This is a genomic window from Streptomyces sp. SAS_270, from assembly GCF_052543295.1.
The window spans coordinates 1-13,369 of sequence record NZ_JBMNDS010000088.1 but is presented as its reverse complement, the minus strand read 5'-3'; the positions used below and the strand labels follow the sequence as shown (position 1 = coordinate 13,369).

Annotated in this window: 13 protein-coding genes; 7 read left to right on the top strand and 6 right to left on the bottom strand. The window is 71.5% G+C overall.

Annotation, left to right across the window (positions count from 1 at the left end):
- Positions 1 to 24: 24 nt before the first annotated feature.
- Positions 25 to 510, bottom strand: coding sequence for a MarR family winged helix-turn-helix transcriptional regulator (locus tag ACN6LB_RS38410; RefSeq protein ID WP_445029892.1), 486 nt, complete (start codon positions 508 to 510; stop codon positions 25 to 27).
- Positions 511 to 571: 61 nt separating this feature from the next.
- On the opposite strand from ACN6LB_RS38410, the gene ACN6LB_RS38405 reads away from it, so the two are divergent.
- Complete coding sequence (locus ACN6LB_RS38405; protein WP_445029891.1) at positions 572 to 1,660, top strand: FUSC family protein; 1,089 nt, start codon at positions 572 to 574, stop codon at positions 1,658 to 1,660.
- Here the strand turns inward: ACN6LB_RS38405 and ACN6LB_RS38400 are convergent.
- Complete coding sequence (locus ACN6LB_RS38400) at positions 1,608 to 2,417, bottom strand: response regulator (RefSeq protein WP_445029890.1); 810 nt, start codon at positions 2,415 to 2,417, stop codon at positions 1,608 to 1,610. The genes ACN6LB_RS38405 and ACN6LB_RS38400 overlap by 53 nt on opposite strands.
- The gene (locus ACN6LB_RS38395; RefSeq protein ID WP_445029889.1) at positions 2,414 to 3,835 is read right to left on the bottom strand and encodes a sensor histidine kinase; all 1,422 of its coding nucleotides are present in this window, start codon (positions 3,833 to 3,835) and stop codon (positions 2,414 to 2,416) included. Before ACN6LB_RS38395 ends, ACN6LB_RS38400 begins: the two co-directional genes overlap by 4 nt.
- 158 nt (positions 3,836 to 3,993) lie before the next feature.
- Here ACN6LB_RS38395 and ACN6LB_RS38390 point away from each other — a divergent pair, with 158 nt between their 5' ends.
- Genes ACN6LB_RS38390 through ACN6LB_RS38380 form a run of 3 tightly spaced genes read left to right on the top strand, consistent with a single transcriptional unit; the run spans position 3,994 to position 7,246 of the window.
- Positions 3,994 to 4,929, top strand: coding sequence for an ABC transporter ATP-binding protein (locus tag ACN6LB_RS38390; RefSeq protein ID WP_445029888.1), 936 nt, complete (start codon positions 3,994 to 3,996; stop codon positions 4,927 to 4,929).
- Positions 4,926 to 6,461 carry an ABC transporter permease subunit gene (locus ACN6LB_RS38385; protein WP_445029887.1) on the top strand — a complete coding sequence of 512 codons (1,536 nt, stop codon included), beginning with the start codon at positions 4,926 to 4,928 and terminating at the stop codon, positions 6,459 to 6,461. Before ACN6LB_RS38390 ends, ACN6LB_RS38385 begins: the two co-directional genes overlap by 4 nt.
- On the top strand, positions 6,458 to 7,246 hold the full coding sequence (locus ACN6LB_RS38380; RefSeq protein ID WP_445029886.1) for an ABC transporter permease: 789 nt from the start codon (positions 6,458 to 6,460) through the stop codon (positions 7,244 to 7,246). The genes ACN6LB_RS38385 and ACN6LB_RS38380 overlap by 4 nt, the downstream gene beginning before the upstream one ends.
- 72 nt (positions 7,247 to 7,318) lie before the next feature.
- On the opposite strand, the gene ACN6LB_RS38375 is transcribed toward ACN6LB_RS38380, so the two are convergent.
- Positions 7,319 to 7,813: an N-acetyltransferase gene (locus ACN6LB_RS38375; RefSeq protein WP_356145275.1), complete on the bottom strand. Its 495-nt coding sequence runs from the start codon at positions 7,811 to 7,813 to the stop codon at positions 7,319 to 7,321.
- Between the two features lie 124 nt (positions 7,814 to 7,937).
- On the opposite strand from ACN6LB_RS38375, the gene ACN6LB_RS38370 reads away from it, so the two are divergent.
- Positions 7,938 to 8,753 (top strand): class I SAM-dependent methyltransferase, encoded by an 816-nt coding sequence (locus tag ACN6LB_RS38370; protein WP_445029885.1) that lies wholly within the window; start codon positions 7,938 to 7,940, stop codon positions 8,751 to 8,753.
- A gap of 82 nt (positions 8,754 to 8,835) precedes the next feature.
- Here the strand turns inward: ACN6LB_RS38370 and ACN6LB_RS38365 are convergent, their stop codons facing one another.
- Both ACN6LB_RS38365 and ACN6LB_RS38360 read right to left on the bottom strand, forming a co-directional pair.
- Positions 8,836 to 9,474, bottom strand: coding sequence for a hypothetical protein (locus ACN6LB_RS38365; protein ID WP_356145270.1), 639 nt, complete (start codon positions 9,472 to 9,474; stop codon positions 8,836 to 8,838).
- A 316-nt stretch (positions 9,475 to 9,790) separates the two neighbouring features.
- On the bottom strand, positions 9,791 to 10,405 hold the full coding sequence (locus tag ACN6LB_RS38360; RefSeq protein ID WP_445029884.1) for a YceI family protein: 615 nt from the start codon (positions 10,403 to 10,405) through the stop codon (positions 9,791 to 9,793).
- Between the two features lie 200 nt (positions 10,406 to 10,605).
- On the opposite strand from ACN6LB_RS38360, the gene ACN6LB_RS38355 reads away from it, so the two are divergent.
- Together ACN6LB_RS38355 and ACN6LB_RS38350 are read left to right on the top strand one after the other, a co-directional pair.
- Positions 10,606 to 12,987: a polysaccharide lyase 8 family protein gene (locus tag ACN6LB_RS38355; protein WP_445029883.1), complete on the top strand. Its 2,382-nt coding sequence runs from the start codon at positions 10,606 to 10,608 to the stop codon at positions 12,985 to 12,987.
- Between the two features lie 154 nt (positions 12,988 to 13,141).
- A partial coding sequence (locus ACN6LB_RS38350) for a carboxyl transferase domain-containing protein (protein WP_445029882.1) occupies positions 13,142 to 13,369 on the top strand: 228 nt, incomplete at its 3' end.

The window sequence follows — 13,369 nt, the reverse complement described above, 5'->3', positions numbered from 1 at the left end:
AAGCCCCGCACGGGGACCGCCGTCTCAGCCTTGCTCCCGCCCGTCCTGCGCGACACCCTCCGTGTTCTGTCCGGCCCGGACCGAGGGCACGTCGGCGTCGGCGAGCTGTTCCATCAGCGCGCCCGCGAGCCGTAGGACCTCGCGCTCGGTCTCGCTCAGCGTGCCGAGCGCAGCGGCCAGCCAGGCATCGCGCTCGGACATGTCCCGCTCCAGCGCGCGCCGCCCGTCCGCGGTGAGCGTGAGGACGGACTGCCGCCGGTCCTCGGTGCCGGGCCCGCGCGAGATCAGTCCGTCCGCCTCCAGTTCGGCGAAGACCCGCGTCAACGACTGCGGCCGCTGCCGCTCCGCGGCCGCGACCTCGCCGGGCGTCGCGGGACCGCACCGGTGCAGATGACCGAGCACCCCCAGCTGATTGGGGCTGAGGCCGCCGTCGCCCCGCTCCTGCCGCAGCCGCCGGTTGAGCCGGACGATCCCGCGACGGACCTGGGCGGCGTGACAGAGACGATCCATGAATCAATAGTAAGCGACTACGTACTACTCTGAACGTGAGTCGTCAGCTAACGTCGAGGCCGTGACCGTCAAACTCATACGCAACGCTTACGAAGCAGCGCTGACCATGACGGCCGTGCTGCTCTGCTACGCCGCCGCCCTGTGGCTGGAGGACGCCGCCGCACTGCACACCGACGTCCTCGTCCTCGCGGTCGCCCTGACCCTCACCCTGGCCCGCCCCCAGCGCACCGCCGACATCCGTGGCCGCCTCACCGCGTGCGTACTCATGCCCGCCGTGGCAGGCGCCGCGACCCTGCTCGGCCACCTGATCGCCCGGCACTACGCGCTCGGGGCCGCGGTGTTCACGACCGGCATCGCGCTGCCGATCTGGATCCGCCGCCATGGCCCGGCCGCCACCAGGGCGGGCACCCTCATGACGCTTCCGCTGATCGCCCTACTCGTCGTCCCCGGCCCGGCTCTGCCTCCGAAGTCCCAGGACGCGTTGGTGAGTTGGGGCTGGTCGGCGGTGATCGGCGTACTGGCCTGCTGCTGCGTCTGGCTTGTCCAGGCGCTCGGCGACCGCTTCGGCCCCTGGCCCCAGGACCCGGAACCGGTCCCCGCTCAGCGCGTTTCACGGCTGCACCCCCGGCCGAGCACCCGAATGGCCCTGCAGATGGCGGTCGCGATCGCCGCGGCCTTCGCTCTCGGCCGGCTCCTCTTCGACCACCACTGGCCGTGGATGGTCCTCACCGCATACGTGGCGGCCGGCGGCAACCGGGGCCGGAGCGATGTCCTGCGCAAAGGCGTCGAGCGCCTGGTCGGGGCCTGCGCCGGCACGCTGCTCGGGACCGGTCTGGCGGCAGCCGGTCTCACCGGCAGGACCCAGGCCTCGGTCGTCCTGATCTTCGCCGTGCTCGCCGTGGCCCTGTGGCTGCGCCCGCTCTCCTACGCCTACTGGGCCGCCGGCATGACCACCGCACTCTCCCTCCTCCTCGGCTACTACGGCCAGGACGCCCTCCACCTGCTGCCGACCCGTCTCGCAGCGATCGCGGTCGGCGCGGCCCTGGCGGTGGCCTCGGCCTGGTGGGTGCTGCCGGTGCCCCGGCGGCGCCGCCCGCTCACGCCGAGCTCCCCGAGCGCGGCACCACCAGCCCCGTCTCGTACGCCATGACGACCGCCTGCGTACGATCGCGCAGCCCGAGCTTGGTCAGGACACGACTGACGTGCGTCTTCACCGTCTCCTCGCCGACATGCAGCCGGGCCGCGATCTCCGGGTTGGAGAGCCCCTCCGCGAGCAGCCGCAGCACCTCCGTCTCCCGCGGGGTGAGCGCCGCGAGGGTGCTCACGGCGGGGGCACGCGGCTTGAGCCGGGCGAACTCGGCGATCAGCCGCCGTGTGATGGCGGGCGCGAGCAGGGCCTCCCCGGCCGCCACGACCCGCACGGCCTCGAAGAGCCGCTCCGCCGTCACATCCTTGAGGAGGAACCCGCTCGCCCCGGCGGCCAGCGCGTCGTACACATGCTCGTCGAGGTCGAAGGTCGTGAGGATCAGCACGCGTGGCGCGTCCGAACCCGCGACCTCGGCGCCCAGCAGCTCACCGGTCGCCTGGATGCCGTCCAGGACGGGCATCCGCACGTCCATGAGGACCACATCGGGCAGCTCCTCCCGGCAGACGCGCACCGCCTCCGCCCCGTCGCACGCCGTGCCGACCACCTCGAAGTCGGCCTGCGTGGCGAGCAGTCCGGCGTATCCGGCACGCACCACGGCATGGTCGTCCGCGACGACGATACGAATGACAGAAGAAGGCGCGGGCGCGGGGGCGGGTGTGGGGGAGGGGACGGGGACGGGGGCGGCCGGGGAGGCGAGGGCTTCGCGGGAGTCGGCGGGACCGGTGGGGGCGGCCGAGTCGAAGGGCGCGGGTGTCGTCATGCGAGCGCCTCCGCCCGCACGGGCAGCCGCGCCTCGACCAGGAAGCCGCCGCCGGTCGCCGCGCCCGTGCGCAGGGTGCCGCCGACGGTGGCGGCCCGCTCGCGCATGCCGAGGAGACCGTGCCCCGTGGGCGGCACGGCTGCCCCGTACCCGGTCCGCTTCACCGACCCGGACCCGGACCCGGACGCCGACCCGGACCCGAACCCGGTCCTGGTCACGGACCCTCTTCCGGGTCCGGGTCCGTTGTCACGCACTCGGATCCTCAAGTCGTCCTGCGCATAACGGAGTTCCACGTCGACGGCGGCCCCGGGCGCATGACGGCGCGCGTTGGTGAGAGCCTCCTGGACGATGCGGTACGCGGTGACCTCGACGCCCGGGTCGAGCGGGGTGACCGGGCCGCTGACGATCAGCCGGGTACCGGAGCCCGCGGCGTCCCGCGACTCGTCGATCAGCTCCATCAGCTGGTGCAGCCCCGGCTGCGGGCGCCGGGTGACCCCGACCTCGGCGTCCTCGCGCAGCACACCCAGCAGCCGCCGCATCTCGGTGAGCGCGCCTCGCGCGGTGTCCCCTATCGCGAGCAGTCGGGCGGCGCCGTCCGGGGGCAGTCCGGGTGTGGTCAGCCGGGCGGACTCGGCCTGGACGGCGATCATCGAGATGTGGTGGGCGACCACATCGTGCAACTCCCGTGCGATCCGCGCCCGTTCACCACGAGCCGCGTGAGCCAGCAGCGTGTCCGCGAAGGCCTGCTCGGTGGCACTGTGCGCCAACTGCGCGCCGCGGACCTGATGCGCGATGCCCGTCGCCGCGGCCGCGGACGCCAGCGTGGCCACGAGCACGGCCATCACACGGGTGGTGGTGTCGCCCTGGGTGACCAGGGCCAGGATGACGTACGGCAGCACGAGTGCCCCGCTGAGCCGGGGCGCCCCCGCTCTCCCCAGGCCGTACACACAGGCCAGTTGGGACGCGACCCCGGCGAGGGTGAGCGCCCGGAACGGCGACAGCGCGAGTGCCCCCGCCGCCGTCAGCGCCACCGCGGCTCCCGCCCGCACCACCGGCACACGCTCGACGCCGAACACGAACGCGAGCGGCAGCGTCGTGCACAGCCCCAGCAGCAACGCCGTCGACAGGTTCTCGCGCAGACTCCCGGCGCGGGCGAGCACCTCCACACAGGCCAACAGGGCGAGCCCGACGGCGTACACCACGGGGGAGGGGAGCTGCGTGGCGCCGCCGGACGAGCGGCCGGACAAAAGGGAAGACGCGCGGCCGGACAGCCACGCGGGCAGGCGGGCGGCAAGGCGCGCAGGCATCGACGAGGCCGGGGCCGGGGTGGGAACCGGCGCCGCTATGCGCCGCACCAGCCGCCATGTCCGTGGCCCCCCGGCCCCTTCCGCACTCCGCACCATCGCCTCGTCGCTCACGTCCGCCATTCTGCCGTCGGCGGCGCCGTACCGCGTCACCCGTGGGTTCATCCCTCACGTGGGGGAGACGAGCTGCGAGCGTCCCTCACGGCAGGGGCGGCGAAGACGGCTCCCGGGCGGGACGACGCCATGCCCGGCGATCCCTAGTCTCGCTGGTCATGAGTGACGCAACGATCGAAGTGCAGGAGCTGCGCAAGCGGTTCGGGAGGACCGTCGCCGTCGACGGACTCTCCTTCACGGTCGCACCGGGCCAGGTCACCGGCTTCGTCGGTCCCAACGGAGCGGGCAAGTCCACGACCATGCGGGCGGTCCTCGGCCTGGACACCCCCGACGGCGGGCGCGCGCTCATAGGCGGCCGCCCTTACCACGCCCTGAGCTCCCCCCTGTTGGAGGTCGGCGCCCTGCTCGACGCCGCCGCGCTGCACCCGAGCCGCCGCGGCCGTGACCACCTGCGCTGGCTGGCGCACTCGCACGGTCTGCCCCTGCGCCGGGTCGACGAGGTCCTGGAGCAGGTGGGGATGGAGAGCGCCGCCCGACGCAGGGCCGGTGGTTACTCCCTGGGCATGCGCCAACGCCTGGGAATCGCCGCGGCGCTGCTCGGCGACCCCCCGGTCCTCCTCTTCGACGAACCGGTCAACGGCCTCGACCCCGAGGGCATCCAGTGGATCCGCCGTCTCCTGCGCCGTCTCGCCGCCGAAGGCCGGGCCGTCCTGGTCTCCAGCCACCTGATGAGTGAACTGGAGGACACCGCAGACCACTTGGTGGTCATCGGCCGAGGGCGCCTGATCGCCGACACCGCTGTCGCCGACCTGCTCGCCGCCGCCTCCGGCGACCGGGTCGCCCTGCGCACCGGCTCCCGTTCCGAAGCCATGGAACTCCTTGCCCGCGAGGGCGGCACGGTAGCGGTCACCGGTCGCGACACGCTCACGGTCACCGGCCTGCCGGCCGAGCGGATCGTGGAGTTGCTGGCCGCCGCCCGGATCCCGTTCGCCGAAGTCGGCCTCCACCGGGCCACGCTGGAGGAGGCATACATGGAACTCACCCGGGACGCGGCCGAGTTCACCGCCACCTCGGACGGCGAGGTGACCCGATGACCTCGACACTGACGCCGTACCGCTCCTCGCTCAAGCCGGGCCGTGACACCTTCGGGCGGCTGCTGCGCGCGGAGTGGAGCAAGTTCTGGACGGTCCGTGTGTGGGCGCTGGTCCTGGCCCTCGGCGCCGCGGTGACGGTCGTGCTCTCGCTGCTGGGCGCGAGCGGCGCCCACTTCAGCTCGGGCGGGGAGGAGATCCCCGTCGGCCCCGACGGCACCCGTGTCGTCGACCGCTTCCGCTTCGTCCACCAGCCGCTCCCCGGCGACGGCAGCATCACCGCCCGGGTGACCGATCTGGCGGCCGACGGCGGCCGCGACCCCGAGCCCTGGGCGAAGGCCGGCGTCATCGTCAAGCAGAGCACGAAGCAGGGCAGCCCGTACGCGGCCCTCATGGTCACCCCCGACCACGGTGTGCGCCTGCAGTGGAACTTCACGCACGACAAGGCGGGCAGCAACACCTCGGGCGATCCGCGCTGGCTGCGGCTGACCCGCTCGGGCGACCGACTGACGGGGTACGAGTCCCCGGACGGCACGCACTGGTCGAAGGCGGGCTCGGTGACGCTGCCCGGACTGACGAAGACGGCGCAGGCGGGGCTGTTCGTCGCCACCCCCGCGCACACCAACCTGCAGCGCTCGTTCGGCGGCAGCAGTGAGAGGGCCGGAGGTACGTCCGTCACGGCCTCCTTCGACCACCTCGGCCTGACCGGAGGCGCGACGGGCACGGCATGGACGAGCACGGACGTGGGCATCCACCCCAGCGACCCGGCGAACCCGGTGTCCGGCCCGGCGGCCCCCGTCCCCGGCACCACCCGGGTGTCGGCGGGCGTCTACCACCTCACCGGCCAGGGCAACATCGCCCCGGACGAGACCGGCCCCGACACCGTCCAGATGAGCTTCCAGGGCGTCTTCGTCGGAGCGTTGTTCATGGCGGCCCTCGGGGCGCTCTTCATCACCTCCGAGTACAAGCGCGACATGATCCGTACGACGTTCGCGGCGAGCCCGCGCCGCGGCCGCGTCCTGGCGGCGAAGTGCATGGTGATCGGAGGCGTGACCTTCGCCGCCGCCCTGGTGGCGGTGGCGATCGCATTCCCCCTGGCCCAGAACACCCTGCGCACCAACGGCTACGAGCCGCCCGCCTTCCCGGACGTCTCCCTGTTCGACGGAACACCCCTGAGGGCGGTGGCCGGCAGTGCGGCGCTCCTGGCCCTCGTCGCGGTCCTCGCCCTCGCCCTGGGGACGATCCTGCGCAGCAGCGCGGGCGCGATCACGATCGTGGTGGTCCTGGTGACCCTTCCGCAGATCCTCTCCTTCGCCCTGCCCCTTCCGGTGGCGCACTGGCTGCTTCGCCTGACCCCGGCGGCGGCGTTCGCGATCCAGCAAGGAGCCCCGCACTACCCGCAGGTGGACAGCAACTGCCTCCCCGAGAACGGCTGTTACCCCCTCACCCCCTGGAACGGCTTCGCGGTTCTGTGCGCGTACGTCGCGGTGGCGCTGGCCCTGGCTGCCTGGCGCCTGCGCAGGAGGGACGTGTGAAGCGGGCCGTCCACGCCGAGTGGACCAAGCTCCGTACGCTGCCCAGCACGTGGTGGCTGCTGGCGGCGACTGTCGCGCTGACGGTCGTGGTGGGCGCGGCTTCCGTGTCCTCCGTGACCACCCACATCTGCCCGTCCCCGGCGGCCTGCCACGAGGACACGGTGAAACTGAGCCTGACAGGCATCTGGCTGGGCCAGGCGACGGTGCTGATCCTCGGAGCCCTGTCGATGAGCGCGGAGTACGGCACGGGCACGATCCGTACGACGCTGACGGCGATACCGAACCGGCCGAAGGTCCTGGCGTCCAAAGCCGCGGTGCTCGCCGCAGTAACGGCGGCAGCAGGCATGCTCGCGATCTCGGCCTCCCTGCTGGCAGGCCGTCTGATCCTCCCCGGCAACGGCTTCACCCCGAAGGAGGGCTATCCCTCGCTGTCCCCCACCGACACCGCCACGCTCCGCGCGGCCCTCGGCTCGGTCGTTCTCCTGATCCTCATAGCCTTGCTCGGCCTGGGGCTGGCCGCCCTGCTCAGGGACAGTGCGGGCGCGATCACCGCAGGCCTGGGCATCCTGTACATCACGCCACTCCTGGCGAACATGCTGGCCTCGGAGACCTGGAAGGACCGTGTCGAACGCTGGGCCCCCATGCCGGCGGGCCTGTCCATCCAGGCAACCCGGGACCTGGCCCGGCTGCCGATCGGCCCGTGGCCGGGCCTGGGCGTCCTGGCGGCGTACGCGATCGGAGTGCTGATCGCGGGAGCGGCACTCTTCAGACTGCGCGACGCCTAAAGGGACGCCTAAAGAGACACATAAAGAGACGCGCGAAGAGACGGGTGAGGGAACGGGCTCGCGCCCAGTGCCTCACTCCGCGTCGGGCAGAGCCAGCCACTCCTTCCACGACAGATCACGCCCGATGAACCGAGGCCGTTCGAAGGGCCACGCCTCACCGATCCATCGCGGTACGAGCAGGTCCAGCTCCCGCTCCACCTCGGTCCCGACCGCGTCGTCCACGACCCACCACGAGATCTCGCCGTCGGCACCGGCCTTCTCCGGCGGATCGATGTACACGCATCCGTACTCGACCGTCTCCGCGGCATTGAACAACACGTAGTTGAAGGACTCATGAGCAGCGATCTCGACCGCGTGCCGTTCCAGATCCGCCTTGTTGGCCTCAAAGGTGATGCTGGCCGCGGGCCACCCCCAGGCCTCCCCGAAGATCCCCCACAACCGTTCCCGTGAACCCATCACGGCCGGGTAGTCGATCGCGGCGTCGTCCCCGGAGATCGGGCGCAGGTGGTACCCCCCGGGCACCTCGACACGGACAGGATGAACGAACTCAGCAGGCAACCAGGTCATGGGCGGAGGCTAGCCGCGTGCCACTCGCCGCGCACCGGGTTATTCCGGGGCCACGTCGGCACTCGCTCGGCCTCGGCTCGTGAGGCGGGAGGCGCTGACGCGCCGAGGCTGGGATCGTGGTGCCATGACGAAAGAGCGGTTCGACGTGTGGGCGGGCGGTTCTGCGTACGAGCGGTACATGGGTCGGTGGAGCCGGCTCGTCGCAGAGGAGTTCGCGGCATGGCTCGACTGCGCGGACAAGCTGCGGTGGGTGGACGTGGGCTGTGGCACCGGCGTGCTGTCGGCTGTGATGACCGCACGCTGCCGGCCCCGATGGGTGGTGGGAATCGACCGGTCCGAGCCGTTCGTGGGCGCGGCCCGGACCATGACTCCCGGCTCGACGCACTTCGTCGTGGCGGACGCGATGTCGCTCCCCGTAGCCGACGCATCGTGCGACGGGGCGATCAGCGGTCTGGCCCTGAACTTCCTTCCCGTACCCACGGCGGCGGTGACGGAAATGGCCCGGGCGGTCCGGCCGGGCGGCCTGGTCGCGGCCTATGTGTGGGACTACGCCGACGGCATGGGGTTCATCCGCCGCTTCTGGGACGCGGCCGTCGCCGTGGATCCGGCCGCGGCCGCGCTGGACGAGGGCCGCCGCTTCCCGGTGTGCCGTCCGGAGCGCCTGCACGCGGTATGGGCCGACGCGGGACTCGTCGATGTGTCCACCACGTCGATCGAGGTGCCCACCGTCTTCTCCGACTTCGGAGACTTGTGGGACCCGTTCCTGGCGGGACAGGGCCCTGCCCCGGGCTACGTGGCCTCGCTGGAACCGGCCGACCGGCACCGAGTGCGTGACGCGCTCGGCTCGGCTGTCCCCAGGAGGCCGGACGGTTCCATCGCGCTCACCGCCCGGGCCTGGGCGGTAAGAGGTCGCAGGGCGGTCGGCGCCGCGACGAACTGAGGCTCGGACCGTCAGATCTCCGGGCCGATCGCCGGACTGCCGCTCGCGGTGCGCGACCGCACACCGGAACAGCAGCGTGGGCTCAGCCCTTCAGCTCCGCCTTGGCGAAGGCGATCAGCCCGTCGAAGTCGATCGCCCCGGGATCTCCGTGATCGTTTTCGGGAACATGCGTATGGCCGCAGATCCCCTTGAACGCGTTCCAGGCCGCCCCGCTCATCCGCTGCCCGCTCCGGTTGCCGGCCGACTTCGGGTAGGCGGGCCACAAGTCCGGCCCCGTGAGGGGGACATGGTGTTCGCGGTGCATCCAGGCCAGGAAGCGGGCGACGTCCAGGAGGGCCCATGCGGGGGCCGCCGGCCAGTAGATGTGGGACAGGCCCGCGCTCTTCCAGTCGGTGTGGATCTTCGGGTCGCAGGTGCCGACCATCTCGACCTGGCAGACGTTCAGCGTGTTCGTCTCGACGCCGCCCCGGTGGTTCTCCAGCGCCCGCGAGGACACCTCGATGTCGAAGTGCTGGAACCACTTGAGCTTCTTGGCGGCCAGGTCGGGCACGGCCGTGAGGTTCGGTGCCGAGGCCCCGCCGCGGTAGCCCGGCAGATTGCGGCCCTCGGTGGTGTGCAGCACTACGGCGTTGACCTCCATGGCCGCGCCGCCGAAGTCGTCCTGGTACCAGTGCGACCGGCTCGCGCCGGGATAACGCTGGGGTCCTGTCTTCGTGCTCATCCGCGCCTCCTGGATGTGGAGTCCCCCGGCCCGGTCGGCAGGGGCGCATGTGGGAGTGGTTCAACGGCCGTCCGTACGGCCGTTGTTGTCCAGGCACACGCGCAGGCGGGACACGCCAGTTCCAGGTGGTCACGCTCAGTCGTACTCGGTCAGGTGCAGTCGCGACCGCACCTGACGTAGTCGCGTCAGCGCACCGCACAGTCACGATCGGACATGACTGAGCGCCCGCCCTCCGATACGGGGGAGTACGAGGGCGGGCGCGCTCAGGGGGCGATCCCAGGGCGCCGCGGGCGCCGGGGGTTCAGCCGGAACGGTGTCAGGCGTTCCTGATCGCCGAGATGTCGAAGTTCAGCTTGATCTTGTCGGAGACCAGGACGCCGCCCGTCTCCAGGGCCGCGTTCCACGTGAGGCCCCACTCGGAGCGCAGGATCTCCGCCTTGCCCTCGAAGCCGACGCGCTCGTTGCCGAAGGGGTCCTTGGCCGAGCCGTTGAACTCCAGGTCGATGCTGAGCTCCTTGGTGGTGCCGAGGATCGACAGTTCGCCGGTGATCCGGTAGTCGTCGCCGCCCAGGGCCTCGGCCTTGGTCGACACGAAGGTCATCGCCGGGAACTCGTCCGTCTTGAAGAAGTCGGAGCTCTTGAGGTGGCCGTCACGGTCCGCGGAGCCCGTCTCGATGCTGTCCATCTTGACGTCGATGGTGGCGGTGGACCGCGACGGGTCCGAGCCGTCCAGGTGCAGGTCGCCGGTGAAGTCCTGGAAGCTGCCCTTGACGTTGGTGACCATGGCGTGGCGGGCGACGAAGCCGATCGTCGAGTGCGACGGATCGATCGTGTAGTCGCCGGTCAGCGCGGCCAGATCGGGGTTCACGGCGGCGGGGGCCGTGCCGGTGGCGGCGGGGGTGTCAGTGGTCTTGCGGCCGAAGATGCCCATCACGTGCTCCTTGGGGACGAGTCGCGGATTCGTCCGGAAACCGCGGCTGCGAAGTATGTTGAACTTTCAACGAGGCCAACACGAGACACCGTAGACCTATTCCGTTCAATATTCAACATCATCCGCAATGTGTTTGTGACGCTACGGTGCGTTGCTTCGGCGCGCTCTCTGGCGGGTGAGCCGAGATGTTGATAGACGGCATGGACATGACTCCGACACGCCGTACCTTCCTCGTCACAGCGGCCCTGGCGGCGACCCTCGCGACAGCCGTTGTCCCGCCCTCCACGGCGTACGGCGCGGAGGAGGGCGAGGACGAGTACGAAACCCTCCGCCGCCGCTGGCTGGAGATCGCCCTCGGCGACGGCTACGACCCGGCCGCCGAGCCCTACGCCTCCCGCCTGCGGCAGACCGGTGAACTCGCCCGCGGCTTCGCGGCGGCCATGGCCCCGACTTCCACCTCGCTCTGGCCGGGCTACCCCTTCGACCCGCCCGCCGGCATCACCCAGAGCTACAGCAGGCTGTGGGCGATGACGCAGGCCTACGTGCAGGAAGGCACCGGGTCGACGGATGACGGCTCCCTCCTCGCAGCCGTCCTCACCGGCCTCGACCACCTCTCCGCGAGGGTCTACAACCCCTCCACCACCCGCTACGGCAACTGGTGGGAGTGGCAGATCGGCAGCCCCCGCCTGCTGATGGACATCGTCGCCGCCCTCCACGACCACCTCACCGACGACCGCCGGGCCGCCGCCTGCGCCGCCGTCGACCACTTCGTCCCGGACGCCGTGCTCCGCGACTACTCCGGCACCTCCACCGGCGCCAACCGCGTCGACCTCTGCCGGTCCGTCGCGCTGCGGGGCATCCTCGGCCGCGCCCCCGAAAAGATCGCCCTCGCGCGCGACGCCCTCTCGCCGGTCTTCCCGTACGTCACGCAAGGGGACGGGCTCTACGCCGACGGGTCGTTCGTGCAGCACACCTGGGTCGCCTACTCGGGAACCTACGGACAGGTCATGCTCGACGGGCTCGGGCGGCTCTTCGCGTTGCTCGCCGGATCGTCGTGGGCGGTGGCCGATCCGAACCGGCAGATCGTCCTGGACAGCGTCGAGCACGCCTACGTGCCCCTCATCCACGACGGGCTGGTGATGGACGGCGTCAACGGGCGTGCCATCAGCCGGGGGTACCTGAGGAGCGACGACCGGCACGTGATGCGCAGCGACCATTTCCACGGGCAGGGGCTGATCGCCGCGATCGCGGTGCTGGCCCAGGGTGCGAACGCGGACGAGCGCGAGCGCTGGTACGGGCGGATCAAGGGGTGGATCGAGCGGGACACGGTGACGCCGATCCTCACGGCCGACCAGTTCGGCGTCGCCGACCTCGCGCGGCTGCACGCCGTCGCGGACTCGGCGATCGAGGCGACCCCCGAACCCGTCGGACACCGCCTGTTCTCCGCCATGGACCGCGCCGTGCACCGCGGCCCCGGCTTCACCGCGAACCTCTCCATGGCGAGCGACCGCATCGCCCACTACGAATGCGGCAACGGCGAGAACCCACGCGGCTGGCACACCGGCGCCGGAATGCTGCTCTGGTGGGCGAACCAGGCAGACGACGCGAGCGGGGTGAGCGCCCGGGGCGGCGACCAGTACACGGACTGGTTCTGGCCGACCGTCGACTGGTACCGGCTGCCCGGGACCACCGTGTCCACCAAGCGACTTGCCGACAAAGCGGGCGGCGAGTGGGGCGAGCCCAAGCCCGACGTGCGATGGGTCGGCGGCACGACGGACGGCACCTGCGCGGCCGTCGGCCAGCATCTCAAGGGGCTCGGCTCCACGCTGGAGGCCCGCAAGTCGTGGTTCTTCGTCGACGATGCCGTGATCTGTCTGGGCGCGGGGATCACCGCCACCGACGGGGTGCCGGTCGAGACGATCGTCGACAGCCGCAACCTGGGTGAGAACGGCACCCCCGCCTTCCTGCGAGGTCCGCACTGGGCCCACCTGGACGGCCACGGCGGCTGGCTCTTCCCGAAACCGGGGCAGGGTGACACGCCGGTCCTCCACACCCTCCGCGAGGACCGCACCGGCGCCTGGTCCGACATCAACACCTCCAGCACCACCGAACGGCGCACCCGGCGCCGGCAGACGCTCTGGCTGGACCACGGCACGGACCCCGTCGACGCGACGTACGCCTACGTCCTGATGCCCGGCGCGTCCCGCCGCGCGGTCGCCGCCCGCGCCGCCGACCACGACTGGCTGTCCGTCCTCGCCAACGACGCCCGCCGCCAGGCCGTCCATGTGGGCGGGCTCGGCCTGACCGCCGCGAACTTCTGGGCGGCCGGGACCGCGGGGCCGCTGAGCGCCACGGCAGGCGCGAGCGTGCTCGTACGCCGCCGGGCGCGCACCGCTACCCTCTGCGTTAGCGAACCCCCGCGGACCGGGGAGCCGCTGGAGATCGTCTGGGATCATCCCGTACGGGCCCTCGTGCGCGCGGATCCGGCCGTCGAGGTGACCGGGCTCGGGCGCCGGCTGACGCTGCGCGTCACTCCGGGGACGGCATGCGCCACGCACGAATGTGAGGTGACTCTCAGGTGACGGGTTTGTGCGACCCCTACAAGCCAGAGGCCCTCTGAGCAGTCGGATCGCCTGCATGCCGTTCGGGTTCTGTTCAGGGGTACCAGGAAAACAGGCCGGAGACTGTACGGAGTCGACGGCGAGCTTTCCTTGGTGGGCTTCGTAAGGTCGCTACATGACCGTTTTGGACGAGGCTGGACCCACAGGCGAACCGACGGACGCACGCGGGCGCGTGGCCGAACTGCACGCGATCCGTGCCGAGGCCCTGCAAGGCCCCAGCGAGAAGGCGACCGCGGCGCAGCACGCCAAGGGCAAGCTGACCGCCCGGGAGCGCATCGAGCTGCTGCTGGACGCCGGTTCGTTCCAGGAGGTCGAGCAGTTGCGCCGGCACCGGGCCACCGGT

Bases quoted from the DNA above. Each gene is read 5' to 3' on its own strand.
- ACN6LB_RS38370 (WP_445029885.1), top strand. From the start codon at position 7,938: ATGACGAAAGAGCGGTTCGACGTGTGGGCGGGCGGTTCTGCGTACGAG.
- ACN6LB_RS38375 (WP_356145275.1), bottom strand. From the start codon at position 7,813: ATGACCTGGTTGCCTGCTGAGTTCGTTCATCCTGTCCGTGTCGAGGTG.
- ACN6LB_RS38360 (WP_445029884.1), bottom strand. From the start codon at position 10,405: ATGGGCATCTTCGGCCGCAAGACCACTGACACCCCCGCCGCCACCGGC.
- ACN6LB_RS38355 (WP_445029883.1), top strand. From the start codon at position 10,606: ATGGACATGACTCCGACACGCCGTACCTTCCTCGTCACAGCGGCCCTG.
- ACN6LB_RS38390 (WP_445029888.1), top strand. From the start codon at position 3,994: ATGAGTGACGCAACGATCGAAGTGCAGGAGCTGCGCAAGCGGTTCGGG.
- ACN6LB_RS38385 (WP_445029887.1), top strand. From the start codon at position 4,926: ATGACCTCGACACTGACGCCGTACCGCTCCTCGCTCAAGCCGGGCCGT.
- ACN6LB_RS38400 (WP_445029890.1), bottom strand. From the start codon at position 2,417: ATGACGACACCCGCGCCCTTCGACTCGGCCGCCCCCACCGGTCCCGCC.
- ACN6LB_RS38410 (WP_445029892.1), bottom strand. From the start codon at position 510: ATGGATCGTCTCTGTCACGCCGCCCAGGTCCGTCGCGGGATCGTCCGG.
- ACN6LB_RS38365 (WP_356145270.1), bottom strand. From the start codon at position 9,474: ATGAGCACGAAGACAGGACCCCAGCGTTATCCCGGCGCGAGCCGGTCG.